The following is a 26,049-nucleotide window of genomic DNA, read 5'->3' as shown; positions in this document are numbered from 1 at the left end:
GGACACGGCCGCGGCCCAGCCTCACCCGAGAAGCCGATGCCCTGGACGCGCAGGGCGCGTCACCCCTGTGCCGGTGTCCTGCCCTCGCGCGTCCAGGCCAGCAGTTCCTCCTCGGTCCACGTCGTGATGACGCGCTCGGCCGGGACCCCGCACTCCTCGGCCCGTACGCACCCGAAGACTTGCCAGTCCAGCTGGCCGGGGGCGTGCGCGTCGGTGTCGATGGAGAAGAGGACGCCCGCGTCGACCGCGCGCCGCAGCAGCCTGCGCGGCGGATCCAGGCGTTCGGGACGGCTGTTGATCTCGACGGCGGTGTCCGACTCGGCGCAGGCGGCGAAGACCTCGTCCGCGTCGAAAGCCGACTCGGGCCGCTTGCCCCGCTCCCCGGTCACCAGCCGCCCGGTGCAGTGCCCCAGCACGTCGGCGTGCGGGTTGCGGACGGCCGCGACCATGCGGCGTGTCATCGCGGGGGCGTCCATGCGCAGCTTGGAGTGGACCGACACCACCACGACGTCGAGCTGTGCCAGGAGTTCCTCCTCCTGGTCGAGCGAGCCGTCCTCCAGGATGTCGCACTCGATGCCGGTGAGCAGCCGGAAGGGCGCCCAGCGCTCGTTCGCCTCCGCCACCACCTCCAGTTGTCTGCGCAGGCGCTCCGGGGACAGGCCGTTGGCGACCGTCAGCCGGGGCGAGTGGTCGGTGAGCACCGCCCACTCGTGGCCGAGCTCGGCCCCCGCCCACCCCATCTCCTCGATGGGGCTACCGCCGTCGGACCAGTCGGAGTGCAGATGGCAGTCGCCGCGCAGGGCCGCGCGCAGTTCGTCGCCGCCCTCGGCGAGGGGCGCGGAGGCGCCTTCCTCCTCCAACCGCCGCAGGTACTGGGGCAGTTCCCCGGCCAGGGCCTCGCGCACCACCTGGGCCGTCTTGGGGCCGACCCCCTTGACCGACTCCAGCGACCCGGCGGCCACCCGCTTCTCGACCTCGCCGCCCGGCATCCCCTCGACCGCGGCGGCGGCCGTACGGAACGCCCGGATGCGGTACGTGGGGGCCCGTGTGCGCTCCAGCAGGAACGCGATGCGCCGCAGCGCCGTCACCGGATCCATCGCCACCTCCGACCGCCCCCCATTGTCCGTCGGCCCGCCGCCGCGCGCCTCCGGTACGGGGGCCGGGCGACGCGGCGGCGGGGCCCCCCGCTCGGGGTGCCCCGCCGTTCGTGCTGTCGCGTGCGGGCGACGAAGCGTGCTCGTCGGTCAGAAGTTGAACACGACGCCCTGGCCCGCCTGCTTCTCACAGGGGTTGCCGAAGGTGTGCTTGTAGGAGACCCGCTGGCCGTCCCAGACGCCGTCGGCCGTGACGGTCATCGGATTCCACTCCTTGGTGCACACCGCGCCGAGCGGCGGACCGGCCGTGATGGCGGCGAAGTCGCCCTGGTTGCGGGCGAGCTCCGAGCAGGCCCGCTTGGCGGCCGGGTGCGTGCCGGAGGCGGTGGGCGCGCAGCTGAGCGTCACCGCGCGCAGGACGGACGCACCGTCGTCGCCGGTGCCCGGCGCCACGGTGAGGACTAGCGCGGACGGCGGGTAGAGGCTCATCGCGGCACCCCGGGTGTCGTGCTGATCGGCGCCGGCCGCACCCGGTACGGCAACCGCTGCGCCGACGAGCGCCAGCGCGGCCACCAGAGTCGTACGCCCAAGCGTCTTACGCATATCGAACACTCCTGTCATTCAGAGACCGATGAACGAGCCAGAGTCTTGTCCAGTCCCGGGAGTGCCGCTGACCGCCGTATACAAATCCGGTCACACTCCGCCACGCCCCGATCGCTGAAAGTCGCAGGCCACAGCCATCCGAACGGTCGGGCGGACTGATGGACGCCCGTAGAGAATAAGGCGCAAAGCCGCCTCTGCTTTGGTTTCTAAAGCAACGAGAACATTGAATCTTGAATAGAGAGGTTTCGCTGAGATTTCATATGCGGGCCACGATCACGCCCGCCACCTGCGCCGCCCGGGCCGCCGGACGTGCGCGCACCCCGGGCGGGCCTCAGAGTGGGACCGGTGCCACGCTCGCCGCACCCGGCCCGCCCGGCGCCCTGGCCCCACACGAAGGAGCAGGACACGATGGAACACCACATCGTCGCCGAGATGACCGAGCCCGGCGGCAGCACACTCAAGGAGTGGCACATGGTCCGCACCGGCCAGAGCATGTCCATGTGCGGCCGCGACCTCGACATGAACCAGAGCCAGTTGCCGTCCGACGCCTGGGGCACCGAGCAGGCGCGGCCGTTCTGCCACACCTGCGGCGCCCTGTTCCTGCGCGAAGTGCCGTGAAGCAGGGCGCCGGTGCCGTACCGCCCGCTATCCGCGCGCGAACGCGGCCAGCGGGACCAGCGGGCGGCGGGTGACCGCGGCGGGCGGCCGCTGCGCCTCGGGCAGCGCCCGCAGCGGGCTCACCCGGACCAGGGTCTGCGCGTCGGGCGCCTCGGCCCGCAGCGTGAACCAGACGGCCTTGCCGTCGGCCGTGGCGTGCGTGCCCCAGCTGTCGCTGAGCGAGGCCACCATGGCCAGGCCCCGGCCACGGGCGGCCAGCGGCTCGCCGCCGCCGAGGACGGGCAGCCGGGGGTCGTGGTCGAGGACGGCCGCGGTCAGACGGCGGCCGGTCCAGCGCAGTTCGAGCGTGCAGCGCTTGTCGCCCTCGGTGTGCCGGAAGACGTTGGTGAGCAGCTCGCACACCCCGAGGCTGACCGGCTGGATCAGACACTCCAGCTTCCAGTACCGAAGGTGTGCGGCGACGATCCGGCGGATCTGCGGCACCCGCTCGGGGGCGGCTTCGAGATCCAGGGTGTACTGACGGTTCACATCCACGACCACGCCCACGACTGCGCTCCTCATCAGAGCGGCCGGCGGACCGGCCGCCGCTTTGACAATGACAGCCCCGAGTAAGCGGAAAGTAGTCACTCAGATACAGCGGGAACGCCATCAGCGTGACCCCATCCGGGTGAACGCGCAACACAGGCAAAAAAGAGCCCCGGCAGGACGGGGGAGACCTGCCGGGGCTCGTTCAGGGGCGGGCGGTTCAGCGCGACCCGCATATAGATGAATAGTAAACCATGGCTAGACCGACAGGCTGTCCATGAAGGAGCTCACCGAGAACACCGCGTTCCCCGGCCCCGCCGGCCCGTATCCGGGCGGGGAGGTCAGGCCGTACTCGTCCATCGTCGCCCGGTAGGCCTCCAGGAGGCGGATGTGGTACTCCAGCGGCGCGCCCTGCGGGTTGGCCTTGCCCAGCGGGGTGGTCGGCTCGGGGCACCAGGTCGTGAAGCGCGGGGTGATGCCGCGCGACATGAAGTAGTGCAGCCCCTCGACCGTGGAGTCGATCGCCTCGTCGACGGTGGTGAACCCGAAGGGCTCGGCCATCTCCACACCGGCGACGAAGTTGGGGATCACGTTGCGCGGCCCGAAGATCTCCGCCGAGTCGAGGATGCGCCGGTGCCACTCGTCCCGGCCGACGTACTCCTCCTTGCCCGGGCAGTACAGCTCGAACAGCCGCCGGTCCCACACCTCGTAGTTGGGATGGTAGATCCGCACGCCGTAGTCGTGGAAGCGCTGCACATCCTCCTTGGGCAGCGCCTGGGCGACGACCTTGCCCGTCCAGCGGCCGGGGAAGCGCTCCTCGATCGCCTTGGCGTACATCCCGTAGAAGTCGGCCTCGTCGCGCCCGCCGACGTGCGAGGTGATCGCGCCGCCGGTGAGGGTGTACGCGGTGGACGCCTTGGCGGTGTCGTACCGGTCGATGATCTCCAGCGCTTCGAGGATCTCCTCGACCGGCTTGACGCCGGTGTAGGGGCGCCCGGCCGCCTTGTGCTGACGCCAGTTGTGGTTGATGTCGCAGTACTGGCACTCCTGCTTGGCGCCGAAGTACTGGCACACCCGGAACACCGTGAGGTAGATCAGATACCCCCACTGGATCGTCGGGGCCACCTCCATCACGGACTTGCCGTTCGACAGCTTGTGCCGGTAGTACTCCGGCATCGGCGGCAGCCCCACGTCCGAGATCCGCTTGCCGTCCAGGTAGAGGCCGAGCATGCCGTGGTCGTCGGCGGCGACCCGGTACGGGGACGCCGGGTTGACCCGCACCGACACGACCGTGCGGCGCAGCTCGTACGGTCCCCCGGTCAGCACGATCTCCTCCGGCGGGCGGCGCAGCGCGGCGGCGCCCAGCTCCGGCAGGGTGCGGTGGTCGAACGAGAAGATGAAGTACGACTTCGGCTTGACCTCGCCGGACTCGTTGTCGCTGAGCGCCGAGTCGTCGAAGGCCACACCTCCGCGCAGCAGATCTTCCTTGATCACGGCTTCCCTGGGCACCCCGGGGAACCGCGCCATCAATGATTCGACCTCATCGGTACGGCTGCTGAGCATGTTGCTGACGTCCTCCGGTCCAGTCGCTTTCCTGTCCTACTGAACCTACGCTCTCGCCGGCTTCGCCGATGGACTGGGCATCGACGACGAAGCCGGCGAGCGAGCGCCCATGCTATCGGCGGGACGATCTTCGGCGGATCGGTCTGCGGTCGCGCTTCTCCTCATCCCAAAGGCCTAGGCACCCGGGCCGGTACGGTCTCAGTGGGGTCTCAGTGCGCGATCGAGTCGATCAGCTCGCGGGCTCCCTGGCGCAGCAGCGTGACCGCGACCGAGGTGCCCAGGGTGGCCGGGTCGAGCGGGCCCGCCCACTCGTGGGCGTTGAGCACGGTCTTCCCGTCGGGGGTGAACACACAGGCGCGCAGCGAGAGGTCGCCGTTGCGGGACGCGCGGGCGTATCCGGCGATCGGGCTGTTGCAGTGGCCCTGGAGGACGTGGAGGAACATCCGCTCGGCCGTGGCCTCGCGGTGGGCGTCGGGGTCGCCCAGGTCGCTCACCAGGTCGATCAGCTCGCGGTCGCCCTCGCGGCACTGGAGGGCGAGGATGCCCGCGCCGATCGGCGGGCACATCACCTCCGGGGAGAGCACCTCGGTGATCACGTCCGTACGGCCGATGCGCTCCAGGCCCGAGACGGCGAGCAGCAGCGCGTCGGCGTCGCCCGCGGCCAGCTTCTCCAGACGGCGGTTGGCGTTGCCGCGCATCGGGACGCAGTGCAGGTCGGGGTGGGAAGCGGCCAGTTGGGCGATGCGGCGGACCGAGGAGGTGCCGATACGGGTGCCGGCGGGCAGCTCGTCGAGGGTGCGGCCGCCGGGGTGGATCAGGGCGTCGCGGATGTCGTCGCGTTTGAGGAAGGCGGCGAAGACGGTTCCGGCGGGCAGCGGGCGGTCGGCGGGCACGTCCTTCACGCAGTGCACGGCGAGGTCGGCCTCGCCCGCGAGCAGCGCGGCGTCCACCTCCTTGGTGAACGCGCCCTTCCCCTCGACCAGCGAGAGGTCGCCCATCCACTTGTCGCCGGTCGTCTTGACCGGGACGACCTCGGTGGCGACGCCGGGGTGGAGGGCCGCGAGTTCGGCGCGTACGCGTTCCACTTGGGCGAGCGCCATGGGCGAGTCACGCGAGACGATCCGGATCAACTCGGGAGTAGACATGCGACCACGATATGGGGGCCGCCCGCATCTCGCGCACACCGCCCCGTCACCTCAGCACCTTTGTACGCCAAGGGAGTTGACTCGGCACCCGGACGCGGTCGGCGACGATCAGCAGATAGGGAAAGCTGCCGACGCGCCCCCGCGGCGGACGGGACGGGCCCCCGGCCGCGGCTCGCGCGGGCGGGGGCCCTGGGGCGGGCGGCTGTGCGGGCAGCCGCCGTGGATCAGGTCGCCCTTCTGTTCTTGCTCATCAGCATGCCGCCCGCGACCAGCGCGAACAGACACACCGCACCGCCGGTGATGACGTTGCTCAGGACTGCTCCGGTACCGGGGTGGCGGGCGACCACCCACGGAGCGACGATCAGCCAGGCGCCCAACAGCAGGGCCACGAAGTTCAGGTCCTGCGACCGCTCCGGGATGACGGACATGCACAGGCCCACCACCGCGAGAGCGATGCCGACGATCAGGTTGGTCAGGGCGAGCGTCGGCAGCGCGCCGGAGAAGTGCACGGTCCAGCCGGAGATGGCCGCGTAGATTCCGGCGAGGATCACGAGTTCCTCGACCGCCGCGACCCCTCGGGTCTCCAGCATCGCCGCGTACCTGTCCCGCATCTCCGATACGTCAGGGTGCCCGGATATGTCACCTGGTCGGTGAGAGACGTCGGCCATGTGACTCGCCTCCTTCTGATGCCTGCAAGTCTGTTGGCCCCGATGCGACATCCGGTCGCGATTCCAGTGTGCTCTTATCTGGCCTTTATATGCAGATTGAACGGCTATCCGATATCTACAGAACTTTCGGGCGTTCTGTGTAGAAATGCCTACGCGGTGGCCTCGACGGCCGCCATCGCGCGGCGATTGCGCCAGCGCGACACCCTGCGGCGCAGCGCCGCCGGGCCCCAGTCGACGCGGCCGTGCAGCAGACCGAGCACGATCGCCATGCCCACCGCTATGAGATGCTCGCGGCCGGCCAGATTGGGCTTCACCATCGCCTCGAACAGCATCGAGCCGCCGGTCAGCGCGAACACGATCGGGGCCCGCCGGACCACCGAGAGATACGTGAACAGACCCACCACGGCCGCGGACGGGCCGGTGTCCAGCACCTGCCCGATCTCCGGAGGCAGCCCGAGGCCGCCCCAGGTGCCGGGGCCGAGCGCGATCATCACGCGCGCGCTGAGCGTCCCGGCGAGCGTCGTCACGTACGCGATCACCAGCGTCCGGGTCCGGCCGAGCGCGAGTTCCGCGAGGGCGAACCCGAGGAACAGCTGGGTCAGGCCCGCCCAGACCGGCAGGTCGAGGGCCGGGACGAAGAGCGAGATGGGGGTGCGCAGCAGCGCCAGCCACAGCGGCAGATCGGCCTTGACCTCGCCGGTCAGCCGGACCACCACCGCGCCCGCCCGGGTCACATGGATGGCGTGGAAGACGGTCACCGCGACACAGGCGAGCACCCCGAGGAAGAGCCCGCGCAGACCCCGGTTGACCAGTTGCCGTACGGGGTCCACGACGATGCCCTGGAACTCGCCGCGCAGGGTGCGCACGAGGAAACGAACGAACCGGAGCAGCGGGTCGGCCCGTTGCCGACGGCCCCCACCACCGGTCACGGGCGGCACGGGCGGCGCACCGGCCCCCTCGGCCCCACCGACGTGCCCGCTCTCGACGCCGTCACGACGGCCGTCGGCAACTCGGAACACTGCTTGATCAACCCCTCACGCTGCCAGCGCCAGCGGTCAAGACAATCGGCGCGTAGCTCCCCACGTACCCCCAGATCGTGCACCAGGTCGAACACACGCCGCACACGGGGGTCCACACCAAGGTAACCATGCGGTGGAGGACGTTCAAAGATTTTGGTTCACTCACCGAACTGTTCTCGGTTAGGGTCGGCCCCGTGACGCTGCCCCGCGACTACACCGGCCAGTCCTGCTCCCTCGCCCGCTCCCTGGAGATCGTCGGCGAGCGCTGGACGCTGCTGATCGTGCGGGACGCGTTCTACGGGGTGCGCCGCTTCGGCGACTTCGCGGCCCACCTCGGGGTCCCGCGCGCCGTCCTCACCGACCGGCTCACCACCCTCACCGGGGCGGACGTCCTCGCCCGGGTGCCGGGCACCGGGCGGCGCGAGGTGTACGAACTGACGCCGAAGGGCGTGTCGCTGTGGCCCGCGGTGCGCGCGCTCACGGTCTGGGGCGACGAGCACTACGCGACGGGCGGCCCGCGCCGGATCTTCCGGCACGCCGCCGACGACGCGCCGATCGCCGCCGACGGGCGGTGCACCCGCTGCGACGCGGCCGTCGAGGTGCGCGACATCCTCGTCACGCCAGGGCCCGGCCTCGGCTCGGGCGACGAGGACGACGACCCGGTGACGGTGGCCCTGAGCCGCCCGCACCGCCTGCTCCAACCACTGCGCGGCTGAAAAAAGCGCCGGAAAAACCCGATCGAGAAACCTTGGCCGAAAAACCGGCCGAGAAACCCTTCGCTTCAACCTCTCGCACGACGATGTTCACGACGAAAGGTGTACGCACATGAAGATCCTGGTCGTCGGCGCAGGAGCCACCGGAGGCTACTTCGGCGCCCTGCTCGCCCGCGCGGGCCGCGACGTCACGTTCCTGGTACGACCACGGCGCGCCGCCGCACTGCGCGAGCGGGGGCTGCGGCTGACGGGCTCGGGCGAGGACGAGGTGCTCGACCCCCGCCTGGTCACCGCCGACGAGCTCGCCGAGCCGTACGACCTCGTGCTGCTGTCGGTGAAGTCCACCGCCCTGGAGCAGGCCGTCGAGGACCTCGCCCCGGCGGTCGGCCCGGACACCGCGATCGTGCCGCTGCTCAACGGCATACGCCACCTCGACGTGCTCAACGCCCGCTTCGGCAAGGAGCGGGTCCTCGGCGGCGTGGCCAAGGTCATCACGACGCTCAGCGACGAGGGCGACATCGTCCGGCTGGCCCCGCTGGCGGTCCTCGCCCTCGGCGAGCAGGACGGCGGCGCCTCGCCCCGGACCGAGGAGATCCGCGCCGTGCTGGCCGGGGCGGGCATCGACGCGAGCGTGTCGCCCGACATCGTCGCCTCGATGTGGCACAAGTGGGTCTTCATCACGACCCTGTCCACCGTGACCTGTCTGATGCGCGGCGAGGTCGGCGACGTCAACGCCGTTCCCGGCGGCTCCGGCATCGGCCCGGCGGTCCTCGCCGAGGGCGCCGCGGTGTCGGCCGCGGCCGGTTTCCCCGTTCCCGAGAGCGAACAGGCCCTCACCACCTCCCTGGTCACCCAGACCGGCTCCGCCTTCGCGTCCTCCATGTACCGCGACGTGGTGTCCGGCTTCCCCACCGAGGTGGAGCACGTCTTCGGCGACCTGACCGCACGCGCCCGCGCGCTCTCGGTGCCCACGCCGCTGCTCGACCTGGCCACCCTGCACCTGCGGGTGCACCAGCACCGGGTGGGGGCGCAGCGGTGAACAACCCCTGGATCAAGCGGTACCACCCCGCCCCCCAGGCCCCGACCCGCGTCGTCTTCTTCCCGCACGCGGGCGGCTCGGCCACGTCCTTCTTCGCCGCCTCCAAGGCGCTGTCGCCGGACGTGGACGTGCTGGCGATGCAGTACCCCGGGCGGCAGGACCGGCTGGCCGAGCGCCCGATCGACGACATGGGCACCCTCGTCGAGCGCCTCACCGACGAGCTGATGCCGTGGACCGACCGCCCGCTCACGCTCTTCGGCCACAGCATGGGCTCCTCCGTCGCGTACGAGGTCGCGCTGCGGCTGGAGGAGAAGGGCGTCCGGCCGCTCGGCCTGTTCGCGTCGGGCCGCGCGGCGCCCTCCGTCCCCATCCCCCGCCGGCTCCACCTGGCGGACGACGGCGAACTGGTCCGCCACCTCATGGAGCTCTCCGGGACGGACGCCCAACTGCTCGCGGAGGAGGGCCTGCTGCGTATGGTCCTGCCCGCGCTGCGCGGCGACTACCGGGCCCTGGAAACCCACTTCCCCGAGCCCGGCCGGTCGCTGGCCTGTCCGGTCGTGGCCCTGTGCGGGGACGCCGACCCGGTGGTCGACCCCGACGACGTGACCCACTGGGAGCGGCATACCTCGGCGTCGTTCCGGATGCGGGTCTTCACCGGCGGCCACTTCTTCCTGGACGCCCATCTGCCCGCCGTGGCACAGGAGATCCGCGACCACATCGCGGCAATGACCGGGTCGTAAAGGGCGGGCGCGGGGGCGACTGAGGGGCGGGCGCGTGAGGCGTACGAGCACGGCTCGCCCCCGCGCTCATCCCCCGGCGCCCTCCCGCCCCACCACCACACCGGTGGCCACAAGACCCCCGTTCTCCCCCTCCACCGTGCGCCACCGCCCCCTGAACACGTCCACCCGGACGCCGTCCACCACCGGGCCGGGCACCTGCAACGCCCCCGTGAAGGTGCCGCTCTCGGGGTCGGGGGTGATCACGCAGTCGCCGAAGTCCAGCCAGCGGCCGGTCAGCGGGAACCACGCCTTGAAGACGCTCTCCTTGGCGCTGAACAGCAGCCGGTCCCAGGCCACGGCCGGATGCGAGGCGGCGAGCCGGTCCAGGGTGACGCGCTCCTCGGGCCGGGTGACCATCTCCCGTACCCCGTCGGGGACCGGCGCGTTGGGCTCGGCGTCCACGCCGACCGAGGCGATCGCCGAGGTGGAGGCGACGGCCGCCGCGCGGTAGCCGTCGCAGTGCGTCATGCTGCCGACGACGCCGTCCGGCCAGCGCGGGGCGCGCTGCGCCCAGGCCGGGCCCTCGCGGGTGGGCAGGATCGGGCCGGGCGCGTGCCCGAGCTGGGCCAGCGCGGTGCGCGCGCACAGCCGTACGGTGGCGAACTCGCGCCGCCGCTTGTCGACGGCCTTGGCCACCAGCTCGGCCTCCTGCGGGAACAGCTCGACCGTCGGCGGGTCGGCGAACAGCTCCGCCACCACCACATGGGCCGGGAGCAGCCCTTCGAGCAGCGCGCGGGTCACCACCGGCGCACCGAGTCCGGTGCGGGCAGGATGCGGCAGAGCCCCTGCGGCGGCGCCGACCGCTTGCCCCACTCCCGGGGGTAGCCGAGCGACACCTCCAGGTGCGGCACCCCGTCGACGTCGATGGCGCGCGGGATGTGCAGATGCCCGTAGACGACGGCCGCGGCCCGGTAGCGCACGTGCCAGTCGGCGGTGGCCTCGGTGCCGCACCACTGGGCGAACTCCGGGTGGCGCAGGATCCGGGTCGGTTGGCGCACCAGCGGGAAGTGGTTGACCAGCACGGTCGGCAGCGCCGGGTCGACGGCGTCCAGCCGCGAGCGGGTGTACGCGAGCCGCGCCCGGCACCACGCGTCGCGGGTGGGGTACGGGTCAGGGTGCAGCAGATGCTCGTCCATGCACACCACACCGGTGCCGTGCGCGACGGCCAGCGCCTCCTCCTTGGTGTGCGCGCCCTCGGGGCGGAACGTGTAGTCGTACAGGACGAAGAGGGGCGCGACGACGACCGGTCCGTCGGGGCCCGGCCACTGGAGGTAGGGGTCCTCGGGCGTGGCCACGCCGAGCTCGCGCAGCCGCTCGACCAGATACTGGTAGCGGGCCTCGCCGCGCAGTTGCACCGGGTCTGCGGGCGGCGTCCACAGCTCGTGGTTGCCGGGCGCCCAGACGACGGTGGAGAACCGGTCCGCCAGCTGCTCCATCGCCCGGAGCACGCCGTCCGCCTTCTCCCCCACGTCCCCGGCGACGATCAGCCAGTCCTCGGCCGCGTCCGGACGCAACGCGTCCACGATCGCGCGGTTCTCCGCGTGGCCGACATGCAGGTCACTGATGGCAAAGAGACTCATGGTGATCACACCCTACGACGCCCTTCCCCCGGCCCGGACCCCGATGGCCGGTTCGGGCCGGGCGGCCTACCGGCGTACTCCACGCGTCCGATAGAGGTTCATCCGCCCCACACCCGCCCCCTGTCCGCGGAGGTACGCCCCGATGAGCCGAGGACCGCTCCACGCGTCGCCGGGCAAGACCCGCTTCGACGAGATCTACGACGCCCCCGACCCCCGCGCCTACTTCCGCCGGCTCGCCCCGCTGGAGTACGAGATCCCGCATCACGCGCAGGAGGTCTTCCGGCACGACCGGGCCGCCCGGGCCGCCGCCTGCGGCCCGGGCGGCCCGGTCACAGTGCTCGACCTGTGCTGCTCGTACGGGATCAACGCGGCGCTCCTCAACCACCACCTCACCCTCGCCGAGCTGTACGCGCACTACACCGGCCCGGCCGTGGCGGACCTCTCGACGGGCGAACTCATCGCGTACGACCGGGCGTTCTACGCCTCCCGGCGCCGGGCCGACGCGAGCCCGGTCGTCGGTCTGGACGCGGCGCGGCGCGCCGTCGGCTACGCGCTCGCGGTCGGGCTGCTCGACGAGGCGTACGCCGAGAACCTGGAGCACGCCCCGCCGAGCGCACCGCTGCGCCGGGCCGTCGCGCGCACCGGTCTGATCACGGTCACCGGAGGCATCAGCTACATCACCCACCGCACCTTCGACGCGCTGCTGGGGTGTGCACGGCAGCCGGTGTGGGTGAGCGCGTTCGCCCTGCGCACCGTCTCGTACGAGCCGGTGGCCTCGGCGCTCGCCGCGCACGGCCTGGTCACCGTGTCGGACGCCGCGCGGGCCTACCGGCAGCGCCTGTTCACCGGACCGGCCGAGCGCGACAGCGCGATCGAGCAGGCCGTCCTCGCGGGCCACGACCCGGCCGGTCTGGAGAGCGCGGGCCGCTACCACGCCCGGCTCTATCGGTCCCGCCCGCGCTGAGCCGGGGCGCGCCGGCCCGGGCGGGGGAACGGGGAGGGCTCCACGTCGATCTCCAGCATCCGCTCGACGTAGAGCACATGGCGGCGCCGGGCCTCGCCGTGCCGGCCCGCCGACGCGAGCAGGGCGATCAGGGCGAGATGGGTCTCCTCGTCGTACGGGTCGCGCTCGAGCAGGCGCAGCCGGAAGTGGACCTCGGCGTGGTGGTCCCCCCGCTCGGCCGCCGCCGTGGCGAGCCGGGCCAGCAGCTCCGCGTGGACCGCCTGGGCCTCCTCGCGCAGGGCGACCGCCCACTCCGCGTACGGCTCGTCCTCCAGCACGTCGCCCCGGTAGAGCCGTTCGGCGTCGACCAGCGCCGCATAGGCGTGGCCGCCGGAGCGGTCGGCGAGCGCCAGGGCGTGGCGGGCGGCGGCCAGGAAGTCCCGGACGTCGACGCGGAGCCGGGCGATACCGATGACGTGCTTGTCCGCGGCGATGAAGTGGTCCTGCGCGAGGCGGCGTTCCGGGTCGAGCACCAGGCGCAGGATCGACAGCGCCACCGAGAGCCGGTTGGCGCACCGGGCCGGGTCCTCCTCGGGCCACAGCGCCTCCACCACGACCTCCCGCGGAGTGGGCAACCCGCGCCGGGCGACCAGGAGTTTGAGCAGGTCGCGGGCCTTCTTGGACTGCCACTCCTCGGGTCCCACCGGGACGCCGTCGCGCAGGACCTGGAAGCCGCCCAGGACCCGTACGGCCGCCGAGGGCCGCAGCGGCGCGGTCGCCCGGTTGAGCAGCCCGGCCGCGTCCGCCGCGCGTTCGCGCACGCCCGACTGCCGCAGTCTGGCGACCGCTTCGCGCAGTTCCGGGCCGCCCGCTCCGGACAGCAGGGCGCGGGCGGCGGCCACCCGCGCCACCGCCACGGGCCGGCGCGCGGCGGTCCACATCGCCTGGGCGTCTTCGAGGAGCCGGTCCCGTACACGGGGTTCGCGGGTGCACATCGCCTCCAGCTCCAGGAGCTCGGCGAAGACCGGGCGGCAGGCCTGGGCGCCGGGTTCGCCCGCCGCCTGGCGGGCCGCCTCGGCCGCGATTTCCGGCCGTTCGTCGGCGAGCGCCACCCAGCCCGCCGCGATCAGCGCCCGGATCCGGGTCCGGCCCGCGCACTGGCCGACCGCGCGCCGGGCCAGCAGGGCCGCGGCACGCGGCTCCTCGGCGCCGCGCGCCAGGGCGAGCCCGGTGAGCGCCGCCGCGAGGACCTGCCGGTCGCCGCACTGCTCGCTGCGCACCACCGCCTCCTGGTAGGCGGCCCGCGCGGGGCCGAGCGCCCCGCGCTCGCGGTGGACGTCGCCGAGCCCGAGCAGCGCCCGGGCGCCGAGCGCCGCGTGCCCGGTGGTCTCGCCGAGGCGCTGGTAGCCCGCCAGCGCCCGGCCGAACTCGGCGGCGGCGTAGTCGAGTTCGCCGAGCGCCAGGTGGGCGCAGCCGCGCAGACACCCGGCGGCCAGCAGGAGCTCCGGCGGCTCGGTCCGCTCGTCGTCCGGGCCGAGCGCGGAGAGCGCCGTGTCGAGCCCGGCGAGGACGCGGCGGGCCTCGCCCTGCTCGATGCGCTCCTGCGCGGCGCAGGTGCGCACCAGCAGGACGAGCGCGGGATCCCCCGATCCGCACGCCGTCTCCCCCGCAAGCTCCCGGTGGTGCTCGGCCACCGCCCCCCGTCCGTCGCAGGCCGCCACCACCGCGGCCACCGCGTGGGTGACCGCCTGCGCGCCCGAGTCGCCGCAGTGGGTGAGCGCCGCAAGCGCGCGGCGCACCGACGCCTGCGCCCGGCGCAGTTCACCGTGCGCGCAGTACGCGGCGGCGGCCCACGCCAGCGCCCCGATCTCGTCCTGGGTCGCGGCGCCGGTGAGTTCGGTGCGCCGGTGGACCTCCAGCGCCCGCGCGGGCTCCCCCAGCAGCTGGTGCGCCATCGTTAGCCGCCGCCCCTCGGCGGCGTCCAGGACTCCGGTGCGCGGCTCCCCGCCCGCCGCGCCGTCCGGACCCGGCAGATGGCCGGAGCGGGCCGGCTCGCCCGCCGCTCCGCTGTACTCCCGCTTGTGGTCTACCAGTTGAGCCGTACTCATCGTTCCCCCCTTGCCCGTCCCGTCGGACGGGTCTGATCCGTTCGTACGCTCACGGCTGGGTCCGCCGGGCCGCGCTGGTCAGACGCGGTGAGAGGGGAGTGTCCGCCTCCCGCGCCGCCGGACTCCACCGCTTCAGTGTGCGCACGCGCGCCCCGTCGCGGAATCCGGACCGCCTCGCCGCCGTATGGAGGCTGTCCGCCATACGGGCGGTGAGGGAGGCTTTCTGTACAGCGCTCGCGCGGGCCGGGAAAATGGTGGAATGGCGGAGCCTGAGGGACGGCCGAGGCGCGTTCTCGCGATCGGCGGCGGGGTGGCATTGCTCTACGGGGTACCGACAGGGGTGGGGATCTCCGCGGCCCAGACGCTTCCGTGGACCATGGCCTGCATCCTGCCCTGCTATGTGGCCGGGCTCTCGCTGTCCTGGCACAGCCCGCGGCATCCGGTCGCCCGGCGGCTGCTCGCGGCCGGGTCGTTCGGCGCGATCGGCATGGCCGTCCGGCTCTCCATGGGCAAGCCCCCGGCCACCGGATGGCACGCCGACACGCCCCGCGCCTGGGCGTTCCTCGGCGTCGCCCGGACCTTCGACGTGCTCGCCGCGATCACGCTCTGCCGACTGGTCGCGCTGCTGCCCGACGGGCTCGTGCGCCGCGGCTACGAACGGGTGGTGCTGCGGTCCCTGTGGCTCCTTGTGCCCTATCCCGTCCTGCTGATGGCGCTGCCCCTCTCGGAGGGGACCCGGCCGTGGCTGCTCGTGGTGCCGGAGTCGTGGGCGCCGGGGCTCGGCGCCGGGCTGCTCCTGGTCCGCTCGCTCCTGGACACGCGCGAGCGGCGGGCCGGGCCCGCGGCGCGGACGGACCGGCTGTGGATGATCGCCCTGGTCGCCTTCGTGGTGTTCGCCGGGCGCGGCTCGGCCCGGCTGTTCCGGCTCTGGCTGGCCGGCAAGGGCCTCAACTACTTCATCGGCTCCGCCCTGGGGGCGCTGCCGTACATCACCATCTCGGCCGGTCTGGTGTACGCCGCGTTCCGCCACCGGCTGCCCGGCATGGACTTCGCGATCCGGCGCTCGCTGGTCTACGGCGTGCTGTGGACCATCATCGGCGCCTGGTACCTGGGCATGACCACGGCGCTCGGGCTGACCGCGGGCCAGTACCTGCCGATCGGCCTGGCGGTCCTGGTGGCGGTGACCGCGACCATGCTGTTCCAGCCGGTGCACCGCCAGCTCAACCGGCTCGCCGCACGGCGCGTGTTCGGGGCCCGGCCGACCAACTTCGAGCTCCTGGTGCAGTGCGGCACCACCCTGGAGCACGCCTACGACCTCAAACGGCTCGGCCCGCAGCTGGCGGTCACCCTGCGCGAGGGGCTCGATCTGCGCTGGGTGCGCGTGCGGCTCGGGCCGGGGCGGGTGCCGTTCGGGTTCGGTTCGGCCGGGGCGGAGGCGGAGACCGGGCAGAGCCCGTGGGGCGAGGTGCGGTTGCGGTACGGGGAGGAGGTGCTCGGTTCGATCGAGTACGGGCCCAAGGAGGAGGGCCGGTTCACCCCCGAGGACCAGGACGTGATCGAGACGCTGGCCCGGCAGGCCGCGCTCGCCGTCCACAACGCGCAGTTGACCGCCGAGCTGTCCACCCGGGTCGACGAGGTGCAGCGCCAGGCGTGCGAGCTCAACGCCTCGCGCACCCGGATCGTGCAGGCCCAGGACACCGAACGGCGGCGCATCGAGCGGCAGTTGCACGACGGGATCCAGCAAGAGCTGGTCGCCCTGGTCGCCAAGCTGGCGCTCGCCCGCAACCAGCTGTGCCGCAACGGCGACACCGTGCACACCACGCTCACCGAGCTCCAGGACGACGCCTGCCGGGTCATCGACGAGCTGCGCGAGGTCGCCCACGGCATCCACCCGCCCGTCCTCACCGACCAGGGCCTCGCGGCCGCCGTGCTGTCCAAGGCCCGCCGGCTGCCGCTGCCCGTCGTCGTCGAGGTCGACCCCTCGGTGTCCTCGGCACGGTTCGCGCCGGAGATCGAGGAGGCGGCGTTCTTCCTGGTCTCCGAGGCGCTGACCAATGTGCTCAAACACGCCCGGGCCGACGGCGTGACCATCCGGATCGGCCGCGCCGACGGCTCGCTCCTCCTCGACGTCAGCGACGACGGCGTGGGCCTGCCCGCGGCCTCCCGGCTCGGGTCGGGGCTCACCGGGATGCGCGACCGGATCGAGGCGGTCGGCGGCCGGCTGTCCATCGCCGGCCGGCCCGGCGGCGGCACCACACTCCGTGCCCAGCTCACCGAACGCTCAAGAGAGACGGCCCATGCCTGACGCCCCTGCCCGGATGCGCATCGTGATCGCGGAGGACCACTATCTCGTACGGGAGGGAACGCGACGGCTCCTGGAGGACACCGGCGAGGTCGACGTGATCGCGGCGGTGGGCACGGCGGAGGAGCTCCTGGACGCGGTCGAGCGGTTCCGCCCGGACGCGGTGATCGCGGACATCAGGATGCCGCCGAACCACCACACCGAGGGCATCACCGCCGCGCACACCATCCGGGCGTCGCATCCGGGCATCGGCGTGGTGGTGCTGTCCCAGCACGCCAACGAGCAGTACGCCTTCGACCTGTTCCAGCAGGGCACCAACGGCCTGGCCTATCTGCTCAAGGAGCGCATCGGGGAGCTGGAGGAGCTGCTGCGCGCGCTGCGCGAGGTGGCGGCCGGGCGGTCGGTGATCGATCCGCGCATCGTGGAGGTGCTGGTCGGCAGCCACATCCGGACCGTCGACGCGCCGCTGGCCCAGCTGACCCGCCGGGAGCTGGACGTGCTGCGGCAGATGGCCCAGGGCAAGAACAACCGGAACATCGCCGAGTCGCTCTCGCTCTCCGAGTCGACCATCGAGAAGCACGTCAACTCGACCTTCTCCAAACTCGGCCTGGTCGAGGAGTCCCAGCTGCACCGAAGGGTCACGGCGGTGCTCACATATCTGCGGTACGGGCCCAACAGAGCCCCCTGACCCGCTGGTTGAAGCATCGAGGTCACCGTCGCCACGCGGGGAGGCGGTGGCGACGGTGACCGGGGAGGGCGGTCAGAACGTGCTGCAGCAGGAGCCGGCGGTGGGCGGCGGCCAGGACTCGGAGTCGGGAGCCTCCTCCTCTTCGAGCATCTGGAGAGCGGTCACATCGGATTCCCTCACGGTGTTCACCCCCTCTGCACGGTGTCAGGTTCGGTGAGCGAGCGCGGGAGCCAGAGGCGCGGGCCCCCGCAGGCGGACCTCAGCAGGAAGGCGATCACTCCGGACAGGCCCGTGCCGTAGTCGGCCCACACCTGGGCGCCGGTGTCGTCGGGGACCAGGGTGCGGCCGTCGCGCACGACGTTGCGGGCGTACAGGCCCGCCGCGAGTTCCGCCGCCCAGCCCCGGTACGCCGGGGCCGCGCAGGCGTCCGCCAGGTCGAGCAGGAACTCGCCGTCCCCGGCGAGGCCGTGGCACTGGGAGGTGCCGATGTGCCGGCGGGAGCGGCGCACGGCCACGGCCGCCCGGCGCGCAGCCGTCAGGAAGGCGTCCTCCCCGGTCTCCTGCCAGACCCGCAGCAGGAACGTGCCGACCCCCGACGAGCCGCTGCACCAGTGCGTCTTGCGCGGGCCGCCCTGCTCGCCGGAGCGCCAGTACGCGGCCCCGTCCGCCACCTCGGCGACGGCGAGCAGCGTCCGGGCACCCTCGACGGCCAGGTCGGCGGGCGCGGTGTCGCCGGTGGTACGGGCGAGGGCGAGCAGGAACGCGCCGATGCCCGCGACCCCGTGGGCGAAGCCGTAGTGGACGACGTCGGTGGGGGTGGACAGGATCGCGCGCGGCACCGGCCACAGCAGCCGCCCGTCGCGCCGCCGGGCCATGGCGGCGAGTTCGGCGCCCGCCTCCTCGGCCCGGTCGAGGAAGCGGCGCTCCCCCGTGGCCTCCCAGAACCGCAGCTGGGTCAGCCCGGCACCGGCAACGCCGTGGCAGACGTCGGGGGCGGCCCAGCGGACCGGGACGCGGGCCGCCAGCTCCATGGCATGTCCCAGCAGCCGCTCGTCGCCCAGGAGTTGGGCCGCGTCCAGCAGCGCCCAGGCGGTGCCGGAGCGCCCGTAGTGCAGGCCTGGCAGGGTGCGGGGCTCGCGCCCGACGCGGTCGGCGATCCAGGTGGCGGTGTCCCGCACGGCGTCCAGCACCGCCGGGTGCTCACCCGCCTCGTACGCGCGCACCAGCACTCCGAGGACGCCCGCCGCTCCGTGCTGGACGTTGAACGCGTCGGTGGCGCCGCCCACCGGCCCCGACGGCCAGAGCCGGTCCGGCGCCTGGAGGTCGGCGGTGGCCAGGAGGTGGTCGACCCCGTCGGCCACCAGTTCCTTGAGCTCGGGCTCGGCCAGACCGCGGGTTCCGGCCGACGGGGCGGGATCGGCCTCGGTGACGGCGAGGCCGATCGCCCCCGCCGCCGTGGCGGCGGCACTGGGCTCGGCGGTGGCGCGGGCGGTCTCCGCCAGCCGGTCGAGCACCTCGTCCAGGCCGGGGCGCCGGGCCGGGTCGTCGTCGAGCAGGGCCACGATCAGCGGGGCGAGCAGGCGGGCGGCCTCATTGCCGTGGGCGAGCGGGCCGAGCCAGGAGGCGAGCCGGCCGACGTTGCCGCGGATGCCGGGGTCGTCGGCGGCGAGCAGCGGGTCGACGCCGGTGACGAGGTGGAAGAAAGTCGCGCCGAGGCTGTAGAGATCGGCGGCCGGGCCGGGCGCGGGGCCGTAGCGCGGCGCGTTCACCTGTTCCGCCGCCGCGTATCCGGGGGTGTGGATGCGGACGGCGGGTTCGCCCGGCCGCGCCAGCATCTCCAGGTCGATCAGACACACTTCGCCGTCCTCGGTGACCATGACGTTGTTGGGGTTGAAGTCCCGCAGGACCCATCCCTCGTCGTGGACGAGCCGCATCAGACAGGCCAGGGAGCGCGCCCGGCGCAGGGCGGCGAGGGCGGGTATGCCCCACCGCTCGTCTTCACCGAACCTCATTCTGTCCAAGACCCATTGGCGGAGCGTCACCCCGTCGACGGCCTCCTGGACCAGGAACAGGTCCCCCTGCTGCTCGAAGAGCGCGACCGGCGCCGGGGTGAAGCCGCTCCCGGCGAACTCCTCCAGCATCGCCGCCTCGTGGCGCCGCAGGTCCCGCGCGTCCCGGCCGGTCAGGGTGGCGGCGGTGTGCGGGCGCGCCTGCTTGATGATCACGGGCGTGCCGGTGGACTCGTCGACGCCCCGGAAGACACCGCCCCCGAAGGCATGCCGGATCACTCCCCGTACCAGGAAGCGCCCGTCGAGCAGCACCTCGGCCGGGGCGGCCCGGCCCGCCACCACGGCGGACCCGCCCTGGGCGAACGGGTCGCGCGGGGCCCACTCGGGCGGCGCGAACCAGGCCCGGCGCCGGTCGGGGACCAGCCGACCGTCGGGTGCGACCAGCATCGCGCCGCGGATGCCGTCGTCGCCGAGCGCGGGCACCCCGCCGAACACCCCGTACCGGTAGTGGACCAGGCTGCCGGGGAAGCACGGCCGGTCGGAGAGGATGCCGGGGCCGGGCAGGCCCAGGGTCGCGCGGTGCAGCTCGGCGGCCAGCTCCCGCAGCCGGGCGTCGTCCAGCTCGGGGTAGACCGTGAGGAACTTCCCGCCGCCGCCCCGGTCGTAGCGGTGCGAGACGAGGTCGCCGGCCCGGCCGATCGTCCCGGCGAACTTGAAGCGGCACCCGTGGCGCACCAGGATCTCCGCCGCCCGCGCCAGGACCAGGGGCGCGGCCAGCGGAGTCGCGGCGACGTGCAGCTTCCAGCCCTGGAGCCGCCCCGCCTCGCCCGGCGGCGAGACGTGGCACCAGAACTCCCCCTCGCGCAGCCGCCACGGCCCGCCGGTGACTGGCCCGACCCCCGTGCGGGCCAGCACCGCTTCCACGATCTCCACGAGCAGCCTCTCGGCCGGTTCGCGGATCCCCCTCGCAGACTCCATGCCCCCATCGTGGCCACGGCTCTGTCGGTTGCCTTACACCAGCCTTGCGGGCCGGGACATCACGCTCTCGCGCCGGGTCGAGCGCGGGTCCAGCGGACCCTGGTACCGCCGGTCCCTGGTTCCGGCGGCCCGCTTCCGCCATGATGATGATCATGACGACTGACCGCCGCCAGCTCGCTGATTTCCTGCGCCGCTGCCGTGACCGGGTCACCCCGCAGGACGCCGGACTGCCCGCCGGGCCGCGCCGCCGCACGCCCGGACTGCGGCGCGAGGAGGTCGCGCAGCTCGCCGGGATGTCCGCCGACTACTACATCCGGCTGGAACAGGCCCGGGGGCCGCAGCCCTCGCCCCAGATGCTCAGCGCGCTGGCCCGCGCCCTGCGGCTGAACGACGACGAGCGCGACCATCTGTATCTGCTCGCCGGGCACCGGCCGCCCGTCGCGCACTCCTCCGACGGCGAGGTGAGCCCGGGGCTGCTGCATCTGCTCGAACAGCTCACCAACACCCCGGCCGTGGTGCTGAGCGACCTCGGTGACGTGCTCGTCCAGAACCCCATGGCGCGCGAGCTCCTGGGCGAGGTGTGCACGGTCACCGAGCACGGCCGCAACGTGGTGTGGCGCTGGTTCACCGAACCCTCCGCCCGCCTCCCGTACCCGGAGGAGGAGCACAGCTACTACAGCCACCTCCACGTGGCGGATCTGCGCGCGGCCGCGGCGCGCCGCTTCGGCGACGCGGAGTCGGCACGGCTGATCTCCCGGCTGCACAGCGTCAGTCCCGAGTTCACGGCGCTGTGGGAGCTGCACGAGGTCGCCGTGCGCCGACGCGACCGGGTCCGGGTGCTCCACCCCGAGCTCGGCCCGTTCGACCTGCTCTGCCAGGTGCTGCTCGCCCCCGAGGGCGACCACCGCCTGGTGCTCTTCACCCCTCCGCCGGGGAGTACGACCGCGGACCGGCTGGCGCGGTTCGGCGCCTCGCAGCTGGGCTGAGGCGCTGCCGTACGGCGGGGCGAGGGGGCTCACTCGGCGCCATGGTCCAGACACGGGTACTCGTGACCGCACCAGCAGCGCCCCTGCACCGGTGTGGTGGCCAGCAGTAACCGGATCACCTCGTCGACGTCGAAGCCCTCCAACTCGCTGCCCTCGGGGACGAGTTGGTAGGTACGGGACAGGAAGTCCGCGACGTCCTCGATCTCGGCGAGGAGGTCCGCGCTGCCCTCGTCCGAGTGCAGCCGGATCCGCAGCCCGCCCTCGCCGTACTGCCAGACCCGTACGTCGCCGAGGCCGACCGGGCAGCGCGAGGTCAGGCCCTCCGCCACGAGATCGCGGCCCATGGTCCACGTCGTATGCATGCCATTGCCGCAGACGAATTCCACCGAAACGGCGAGCGGGTCGGCGGGATCGTAAGCCATCAAGGCCTCCACGGGGGTCATGGCATCACCCTCGTGCAGTAGTTCGACATACAACGGAACGCAGATCTCTTCCATGTCGCCCCCCTCGTCGGGACAGTCACCGGCGGCCGGTCGCCGGGCGTTGTTCGGTATACGCATCTATGACGTACTCAACGGCCGTGATAGTGACCGACTTCGCGAACAAATTCGCCCGGGGATGTGGAAACTGTGCGTACGGTGTCGCAAATTCGCATGCCCGGGTCGATCACTTACCCGGTACGGCACCGGCCGCTCCCGCCTTCGAACGGGCCGGTGACCCCGCTCCTGCCGCCGCCAGCAGCGGTCGGGCGGCCTCCGGGGCCGGTCGCGCGGCTTGTGGTGACGGCTTCACAATCCCGGCCGCGGCGGCGCCGATTCGGCCGGAACGTTGCGTTCACCTGGGCGTCGTGATCACGACAACACGCCGCCCGCGGCCGCGTCGGTGGCGGCCGCGGGCGGCTGGGGGAAGGCACGGGCTCAGCAGAACTTGTCCAGCTGCCCCGCTTTCGCCGCACGGACCATGGCGGCGATCTCGGACCGGGTGTACCGGAGCACCGGTGCGTCGGCGTCCTTCGTATGCGTCACGGCGATCCGGTCGCCGTCCACGGCGAATCCGACGCAATCCTTGGAGTAGTCGAGGTCACTGAAAGACGACTTCTCGAATGCGAGGTGAGGGGCATTGCGGTTGACGTATTCACTGACCTCGACAAGGCGCGAGTGGTCCACGGAAGAGCTCCTTCGTGCAACAGTGGGGGCTGTTCAGCACGCTACGAGCCCAAGTCCGCGCATTTCTAGTGCCCTTGACAGATGAACACGTGGTGCGCTAGCGCCTCCTGGGAAACACGACGGGAGCGCCTGGCGCGGCGGGCCTTACAGCAGGCCGAGGTTGGCGTCCGGCGAGCCGTGCAGCGTCGGGGCGAGCAGTCCGGCCTGCGGATCGCTGAGCGCGGGCAGTCCGAACAGCCTGCCCTGCGGCAGGGTGAGCGGCGCCTTGAGGATCGCCCCCGGGCTCTCCGCGCGCAGCGGGGACGACGGCGAGGTGATGGCCGCCGAGCCGAGCTTCTCGTCCGTGATCGGATCGCTCAGCGGCGCCTTGAGCAGCGTCGACGGCAGCTCCGTGGTGACCGGCAGCGTCGGCAGCAGCGGCGACGGCGTCAGCGAACCGGCGACGTGGCGCGGCCCGCCCGGGGAACCCGGCATCGGGATGGGTACGCCAGTGCTCACCGAGGGGGATTCGAACGGCAGCGCCGCGTCCAGACCTTCCAGCGGAACCACGACGGGTACGGACGACCCGGCCGCGGCGGGCGTGACCGCCGCCGCCGTGGCCATGCACGTCATCATGGCCGCGAGGCCGGCCCGCTTGGTGAGCTTCATAGGTACTTCCATCCCTCTGGGTCTCGGATCACTGACGGACAGGTGCCGCCTGGAAGAACGAGACCGTCGGGCCAACCACTCCAAAATTCCCCTGTTCAGCGGAGAGGAAAGGGAACCGAGCGCTCGGAATCGGGGCGTGTTCCGAAGATCCGACGTTCCGATTCGTCGATCGGAACATCATTGATGCTCGCTTCACGGCGGGCCATCAGACCGTTCTCGTCGAACTCCCAGAGCTCGTTTCCGTAACTGCGCCACCACTGCCCCGCCGCGTCCCGGCTCTCGTACTGGAAGCGCACCGCGATGCGGTTGCCGTCGAACGCCCACAGCTCCTTGCGGAGTGCGTAGTCGAGCTCGCGCTCCCACTTGGCGGTGAGCAGCTCGACGATCTCGGCCCGCCCGGTGACGAAGGTGTCCCGATTGCGCCAGCGGGAGTCCTCTGTGTACGCGAGCGAGACCTTCTCGGGGTCGCGGGTGTTCCAGGCGTCCTCGGCGGCCTGGACCTTCTGCCGGGCGGTGTGCAGGTCGAAGGGGGGCAGGGGCGGGCGAGCGGTCATGGCTGGGACCTCCGGTCGAGCAGCGGGAACGAGCAGGGCGAACCGGGGAGAACGTGCGTTCTCATCGTGGTGCCGCTACTCTAGAGAACGATCGTTCTCAGTTCAAGGAGTGGTGAGGTCATGGACAGCGCAGTCGCACGGGAGCGGGTGCTCGACGCCGCCGGGACGCTGTTCTACGGGCGGGGCATCCAGAGCGTCGGCATGGACGAGATCCGCGGCGCCTCCGGCGTCTCGCTCAAGCGCCTCTACGCCCTCTTCCCCGCCAAGGACCAGCTCGTCGAGGCGTATCTGGAACGCCGGGACACGCTGTGGCGCGGACGTCTGGCGGAGTACGTCGAGCAGCGCGCGGAGCCGCGGGAGCGGATCCTCGCGGTCTTCGACCATCTGCACCGCTGGTTCGGCGAGCCCGGGTTCCGCGGTTGCGCGTGGATCAACGCGTACGGCGAACTCGGCGCCTCCTCGGACCGCGTCGCCGCCCAGGCGCGCGCCCACAAGAGCGCGTTCCGCGCGTACCTGGGCTCGCTCGTCGCGGACGCGGGGCTGCCCGAGCGCCTGGCCGACCAGCTGACGCTCCTGGCCGAGGGCGCGATGGTGACCGCGGGCATCTTCCACAGCCCGGAGCCCGCGCTCCAGGCCCGCGAGGCGGCGGCCGCGCTCCTGGCGGCGGCACGGGGCTGACCCGCCGCGCGCCTCCCACAACGTCCGACCGCCGGTCCGTACGCTTGGCCGCGCGCTCCCTGCTCGTTGGCCACTTGTTCACTGATTGCCCCACTGCCCTCCCCCGTCGCCGGGAAGCCTTCGGTCGGGTCCACGACAAACGGATCCGCACCGACAGCTCAGGAGGCAATCCTCATGGCCGAGTTGACGCGACGCAGACTCCTCGGATCGGCGGCGGGCTCGATCGGCGGCGCTGCGGCGCTCTCCCTGCTTCCGCCCAGCGTGCAGAAGGCGGTCGCGGCCGGGCCGCCGCGCCGGGGCTCCATCCGCGACATCGAACACGTCGTCATGCTGATGCAGGAGAACCGTTCGTTCGACCACTACTTCGGTACGCTCTCCGGCGTCCGCGGCTTCAACGATCCGCACGCGCTGCGGCTGCCCGACGGCCGTTCGGTGTTCTACCAGCCGGACGCGGTCAACCCCGACGGCTATCTGCTGCCGTTCCACCTGGACACCCACCGCTCCAGTGCGCAGGCCATCCCGTCCACCAGCCACGCCTGGGCCGTGCAGCACGCGGCCTGGAACGGCGGGAAGATGGACCAGTGGCTGCCCGCGCACCGCAAGGCGGACGGGGTCAACGGGCCCTATGTGATGGGGTACTACACCCGCAAGGACATCCCGTTCCAGTTCGCCCTCGCGGAGACCTTCACGGTCTGCGACAACTACTTCTGCTCGGTCTTCGGGCCGACCTGGCCGAACCGGCTGTACTGGATGACCGGCACGATCGATCCGGGCGGCACCCTGGGCGGCCCGGTGATCACCAACAGGGCGCCGACGCCATACCGGTGGACGACGTACGCCGAGCGGCTGCAGGCGGCCGGGGTGAGCTGGAAGGTCTACCAGCAGGACGACGACTACGGCTGCAACATGCTGGAGCGGTTCGCCGCCTTCCGCTCCGCGCCGCCCGGTTCGGACCTGTACGAGCGCGGGGTGCGCCCGCAGCCCGAGGGCACGTTCGAGGACGACGCCCGGGCCGACCGGCTGCCGGCGGTCTCCTGGATCATGCCGACGAGCTTCGAGTCCGAGCACCCGGACTATCTGCCGGCGGCGGGCGCGGACTTCGTGGCCCGCAAGATCGAGGCGATCGCGGCCAACCCGAAGGTGTGGGCGAAGACCGCGTTCATCCTGAACTACGACGAGAACGACGGCCTGTTCGACCACGTACCGCCGCCGACGCCGAAGGCGGGCACGGCCGACGAGTTCGTGCAGGGGCTGCCGATCGGCGGTGGCTTCCGGGTCCCGGCGATCGTCGTGTCGCCCTGGACCGTGGGCGGCTGGGTGGCGAGCGAGGCGTTCGACCACACCTCGGCGCTGCGGTTCCTGGAGGAGTTCACCGGGGTCGAGGAGCCCAACATCAGCCAGTGGCGGCGCCGTACCTTCGGCGACCTGACCTCGGCGTTCCGCTTCACCCACGCCCGGCCGCGCCCGCCCCGCCTGCCGCGGAACACGGCGGAGCAGTGGGAGGAGGCGAAGAAGGAGGTGGCGACGCTGCCGAAGCCGACGCTGCCCGGCGCCGACCAGTCCTTCCCGCGCCAGGAGAGGGGCCACCGGCCGCACACGTAGGCCCGTACGGGCGGAAGTCGTCTTGAGCGGGGCCGTCCGGA

At 72.5% G+C, this 26,049-nt stretch carries 26 protein-coding genes; 10 read left to right on the top strand and 16 right to left on the bottom strand.

The features are described 5' to 3' along the window. Positions 1-59: 59 nt before the first annotated feature. Together IE252_RS10440 and IE252_RS10435 are read right to left on the bottom strand one after the other, a co-directional pair. On the bottom strand, positions 60-1,097 hold the full coding sequence (locus IE252_RS10440) for a PHP domain-containing protein (protein WP_190089071.1): 1,038 nt from the start codon (positions 1,095-1,097) through the stop codon (positions 60-62). A 147-nt stretch (positions 1,098-1,244) separates the two neighbouring features. Further along, the gene (locus tag IE252_RS10435) at positions 1,245-1,697 is read right to left on the bottom strand and encodes a subtilase-type protease inhibitor (RefSeq protein ID WP_190089070.1); all 453 of its coding nucleotides are present in this window, start codon (positions 1,695-1,697) and stop codon (positions 1,245-1,247) included. Between the two features lie 408 nt (positions 1,698-2,105). On the opposite strand from IE252_RS10435, the gene IE252_RS10430 reads away from it, so the two are divergent. Next, the gene (locus tag IE252_RS10430; protein ID WP_190089069.1) at positions 2,106-2,315 is read left to right on the top strand and encodes a hypothetical protein; all 210 of its coding nucleotides are present in this window, start codon (positions 2,106-2,108) and stop codon (positions 2,313-2,315) included. Between the two features lie 27 nt (positions 2,316-2,342). On the opposite strand, the gene IE252_RS10425 is transcribed toward IE252_RS10430, so the two are convergent. The 5 genes from IE252_RS10425 to IE252_RS10405 form a co-directional block, all read right to left on the bottom strand. Further along, positions 2,343-2,861, bottom strand: a complete 519-nt coding sequence (locus tag IE252_RS10425) for an ATP-binding protein (RefSeq protein WP_190089068.1) — start codon at positions 2,859-2,861, stop codon at positions 2,343-2,345. Between the two features lie 237 nt (positions 2,862-3,098). Then, on the bottom strand, positions 3,099-4,403 hold the full coding sequence (locus IE252_RS10420; RefSeq protein ID WP_190089067.1) for a radical SAM protein: 1,305 nt from the start codon (positions 4,401-4,403) through the stop codon (positions 3,099-3,101). Between the two features lie 209 nt (positions 4,404-4,612). Next, positions 4,613-5,548 carry a hydroxymethylbilane synthase gene (gene hemC / locus IE252_RS10415; protein WP_190089066.1) on the bottom strand — a complete coding sequence of 312 codons (936 nt, stop codon included), beginning with the start codon at positions 5,546-5,548 and terminating at the stop codon, positions 4,613-4,615. Positions 5,549-5,772: 224 nt separating this feature from the next. After that, on the bottom strand, positions 5,773-6,216 hold the full coding sequence (locus IE252_RS10410; RefSeq protein ID WP_190089065.1) for an SPW repeat protein: 444 nt from the start codon (positions 6,214-6,216) through the stop codon (positions 5,773-5,775). A gap of 149 nt (positions 6,217-6,365) precedes the next feature. Beyond that, positions 6,366-7,145, bottom strand: a complete 780-nt coding sequence (locus IE252_RS10405; protein WP_373298546.1) for a hypothetical protein — start codon at positions 7,143-7,145, stop codon at positions 6,366-6,368. A gap of 284 nt (positions 7,146-7,429) precedes the next feature. Here IE252_RS10405 and IE252_RS10400 point away from each other — a divergent pair, with 284 nt between their 5' ends. From IE252_RS10400 to IE252_RS10390, 3 genes are all read left to right on the top strand, one after another. Next, the gene (locus tag IE252_RS10400; protein ID WP_190089064.1) at positions 7,430-7,951 is read left to right on the top strand and encodes a winged helix-turn-helix transcriptional regulator; all 522 of its coding nucleotides are present in this window, start codon (positions 7,430-7,432) and stop codon (positions 7,949-7,951) included. Between the two features lie 109 nt (positions 7,952-8,060). After that, positions 8,061-8,987, top strand: a complete 927-nt coding sequence (locus tag IE252_RS10395) for a ketopantoate reductase family protein (protein ID WP_190089063.1) — start codon at positions 8,061-8,063, stop codon at positions 8,985-8,987. Continuing rightward, complete coding sequence (locus IE252_RS10390; protein ID WP_190089062.1) at positions 8,984-9,727, top strand: thioesterase II family protein; 744 nt, start codon at positions 8,984-8,986, stop codon at positions 9,725-9,727. The genes IE252_RS10395 and IE252_RS10390 overlap by 4 nt, the downstream gene beginning before the upstream one ends. A gap of 66 nt (positions 9,728-9,793) precedes the next feature. Here IE252_RS10390 and IE252_RS10385 read toward each other — a convergent pair whose 3' ends face one another. Together IE252_RS10385 and IE252_RS10380 are read right to left on the bottom strand one after the other, a co-directional pair. Continuing rightward, the gene (locus tag IE252_RS10385) at positions 9,794-10,495 is read right to left on the bottom strand and encodes a 4'-phosphopantetheinyl transferase family protein (RefSeq protein WP_190089412.1); all 702 of its coding nucleotides are present in this window, start codon (positions 10,493-10,495) and stop codon (positions 9,794-9,796) included. Positions 10,496-10,503: 8 nt separating this feature from the next. Further along, positions 10,504-11,346 carry a metallophosphoesterase family protein gene (locus IE252_RS10380; protein ID WP_190089061.1) on the bottom strand — a complete coding sequence of 281 codons (843 nt, stop codon included), beginning with the start codon at positions 11,344-11,346 and terminating at the stop codon, positions 10,504-10,506. 142 nt (positions 11,347-11,488) lie between these two features. Between IE252_RS10380 and IE252_RS10375 the strand changes: the two genes are divergently transcribed. Then, positions 11,489-12,310 carry a hypothetical protein gene (locus IE252_RS10375; RefSeq protein WP_190089060.1) on the top strand — a complete coding sequence of 274 codons (822 nt, stop codon included), beginning with the start codon at positions 11,489-11,491 and terminating at the stop codon, positions 12,308-12,310. On the opposite strand, the gene IE252_RS10370 is transcribed toward IE252_RS10375, so the two are convergent. After that, a complete protein-coding gene (locus IE252_RS10370) occupies positions 12,289-14,397 on the bottom strand; it encodes an AfsR/SARP family transcriptional regulator (protein WP_190089059.1) in 2,109 nt (702 codons plus the stop codon). The genes IE252_RS10375 and IE252_RS10370 overlap by 22 nt on opposite strands. A gap of 259 nt (positions 14,398-14,656) precedes the next feature. On the opposite strand from IE252_RS10370, the gene IE252_RS10365 reads away from it, so the two are divergent. Beyond that, the gene (locus IE252_RS10365; protein WP_190089058.1) at positions 14,657-16,702 is read left to right on the top strand and encodes a sensor histidine kinase; all 2,046 of its coding nucleotides are present in this window, start codon (positions 14,657-14,659) and stop codon (positions 16,700-16,702) included. Then, positions 16,695-17,387: a response regulator transcription factor gene (locus IE252_RS10360; RefSeq protein ID WP_229848191.1), complete on the top strand. Its 693-nt coding sequence runs from the start codon at positions 16,695-16,697 to the stop codon at positions 17,385-17,387. The genes IE252_RS10365 and IE252_RS10360 overlap by 8 nt, the downstream gene beginning before the upstream one ends. A 72-nt stretch (positions 17,388-17,459) precedes the next feature. Here IE252_RS10360 and IE252_RS10355 read toward each other — a convergent pair whose 3' ends face one another. Both IE252_RS10355 and lanL read right to left on the bottom strand, forming a co-directional pair. Beyond that, positions 17,460-17,567, bottom strand: a complete 108-nt coding sequence (locus tag IE252_RS10355) for an ALQxL family class IV lanthipeptide (protein WP_268248399.1) — start codon at positions 17,565-17,567, stop codon at positions 17,460-17,462. Between the two features lie 5 nt (positions 17,568-17,572). Then, positions 17,573-20,374: a class IV lanthionine synthetase LanL gene (gene lanL, locus IE252_RS10350; protein ID WP_190089056.1), complete on the bottom strand. Its 2,802-nt coding sequence runs from the start codon at positions 20,372-20,374 to the stop codon at positions 17,573-17,575. A 152-nt stretch (positions 20,375-20,526) separates the two neighbouring features. Between lanL and IE252_RS10345 the strand changes: the two genes are divergently transcribed. Continuing rightward, complete coding sequence (locus IE252_RS10345; RefSeq protein WP_373298540.1) at positions 20,527-21,360, top strand: helix-turn-helix transcriptional regulator; 834 nt, start codon at positions 20,527-20,529, stop codon at positions 21,358-21,360. 29 nt (positions 21,361-21,389) lie between these two features. Here the strand turns inward: IE252_RS10345 and IE252_RS10340 are convergent, their stop codons facing one another. The 4 genes from IE252_RS10340 to IE252_RS10325 form a co-directional block, all read right to left on the bottom strand. Continuing rightward, positions 21,390-21,782 (bottom strand): SsgA family sporulation/cell division regulator, encoded by a 393-nt coding sequence (locus IE252_RS10340; RefSeq protein WP_190089055.1) that lies wholly within the window; start codon positions 21,780-21,782, stop codon positions 21,390-21,392. A gap of 495 nt (positions 21,783-22,277) precedes the next feature. After that, positions 22,278-22,526, bottom strand: a complete 249-nt coding sequence (locus tag IE252_RS10335) for a DUF397 domain-containing protein (protein ID WP_190089054.1) — start codon at positions 22,524-22,526, stop codon at positions 22,278-22,280. A gap of 144 nt (positions 22,527-22,670) precedes the next feature. Further along, entirely contained in the window at positions 22,671-23,174 is a 504-nt protein-coding gene (locus IE252_RS10330; RefSeq protein ID WP_190089053.1) for a hypothetical protein, read from the bottom strand. Between the two features lie 95 nt (positions 23,175-23,269). Next, positions 23,270-23,728: a nuclear transport factor 2 family protein gene (locus IE252_RS10325; RefSeq protein ID WP_190089052.1), complete on the bottom strand. Its 459-nt coding sequence runs from the start codon at positions 23,726-23,728 to the stop codon at positions 23,270-23,272. Between the two features lie 120 nt (positions 23,729-23,848). Here IE252_RS10325 and IE252_RS10320 point away from each other — a divergent pair, with 120 nt between their 5' ends. Then, positions 23,849-24,406, top strand: coding sequence for a TetR/AcrR family transcriptional regulator (locus IE252_RS10320; RefSeq protein ID WP_190089051.1), 558 nt, complete (start codon positions 23,849-23,851; stop codon positions 24,404-24,406). Positions 24,407-24,580: 174 nt separating this feature from the next. Further along, positions 24,581-26,008, top strand: coding sequence for an alkaline phosphatase family protein (locus IE252_RS10315; RefSeq protein WP_190089050.1), 1,428 nt, complete (start codon positions 24,581-24,583; stop codon positions 26,006-26,008). Positions 26,009-26,049 lie beyond the last annotated feature (41 nt).

This window comes from Streptomyces melanogenes (assembly GCF_014649795.1).
GTDB classification, from domain to species: Bacteria; Actinomycetota; Actinomycetes; order Streptomycetales; family Streptomycetaceae; genus Streptomyces; species Streptomyces noboritoensis.
Note: the sequence above shows the minus strand (reverse complement) of the source record. Positions and strands in the feature narration are given on the sequence as shown.

Excerpts from the sequence above, each read along its gene's own strand:
- IE252_RS10440 (WP_190089071.1), bottom strand. The coding sequence starts at position 1,097 with ATGGATCCGGTGACGGCGCTGCGGCGCATCGCGTTCCTGCTGGAGCGC.
- IE252_RS10435 (WP_190089070.1), bottom strand. The coding sequence starts at position 1,697 with ATGCGTAAGACGCTTGGGCGTACGACTCTGGTGGCCGCGCTGGCGCTC.
- IE252_RS10430 (WP_190089069.1), top strand. The coding sequence starts at position 2,106 with ATGGAACACCACATCGTCGCCGAGATGACCGAGCCCGGCGGCAGCACA.
- IE252_RS10420 (WP_190089067.1), bottom strand. The coding sequence starts at position 4,403 with ATGCTCAGCAGCCGTACCGATGAGGTCGAATCATTGATGGCGCGGTTC.
- hemC (WP_190089066.1), bottom strand. The coding sequence starts at position 5,548 with ATGTCTACTCCCGAGTTGATCCGGATCGTCTCGCGTGACTCGCCCATG.
- IE252_RS10410 (WP_190089065.1), bottom strand. The coding sequence starts at position 6,216 with ATGGCCGACGTCTCTCACCGACCAGGTGACATATCCGGGCACCCTGAC.
- IE252_RS10395 (WP_190089063.1), top strand. The coding sequence starts at position 8,061 with ATGAAGATCCTGGTCGTCGGCGCAGGAGCCACCGGAGGCTACTTCGGC.
- IE252_RS10380 (WP_190089061.1), bottom strand. The coding sequence starts at position 11,346 with ATGAGTCTCTTTGCCATCAGTGACCTGCATGTCGGCCACGCGGAGAAC.
- IE252_RS10375 (WP_190089060.1), top strand. The coding sequence starts at position 11,489 with ATGAGCCGAGGACCGCTCCACGCGTCGCCGGGCAAGACCCGCTTCGAC.
- IE252_RS10370 (WP_190089059.1), bottom strand. The coding sequence starts at position 14,397 with ATGAGTACGGCTCAACTGGTAGACCACAAGCGGGAGTACAGCGGAGCG.
- IE252_RS10365 (WP_190089058.1), top strand. The coding sequence starts at position 14,657 with ATGGCGGAGCCTGAGGGACGGCCGAGGCGCGTTCTCGCGATCGGCGGC.
- IE252_RS10360 (WP_229848191.1), top strand. The coding sequence starts at position 16,695 with ATGCCTGACGCCCCTGCCCGGATGCGCATCGTGATCGCGGAGGACCAC.
- lanL (WP_190089056.1), bottom strand. The coding sequence starts at position 20,374 with ATGGAGTCTGCGAGGGGGATCCGCGAACCGGCCGAGAGGCTGCTCGTG.
- IE252_RS10345 (WP_373298540.1), top strand. The coding sequence starts at position 20,527 with ATGACGACTGACCGCCGCCAGCTCGCTGATTTCCTGCGCCGCTGCCGT.
- IE252_RS10340 (WP_190089055.1), bottom strand. The coding sequence starts at position 21,782 with ATGGCTTACGATCCCGCCGACCCGCTCGCCGTTTCGGTGGAATTCGTC.
- IE252_RS10330 (WP_190089053.1), bottom strand. The coding sequence starts at position 23,174 with ATGAAGCTCACCAAGCGGGCCGGCCTCGCGGCCATGATGACGTGCATG.
- IE252_RS10325 (WP_190089052.1), bottom strand. The coding sequence starts at position 23,728 with ATGACCGCTCGCCCGCCCCTGCCCCCCTTCGACCTGCACACCGCCCGG.
- IE252_RS10320 (WP_190089051.1), top strand. The coding sequence starts at position 23,849 with ATGGACAGCGCAGTCGCACGGGAGCGGGTGCTCGACGCCGCCGGGACG.
- IE252_RS10315 (WP_190089050.1), top strand. The coding sequence starts at position 24,581 with ATGGCCGAGTTGACGCGACGCAGACTCCTCGGATCGGCGGCGGGCTCG.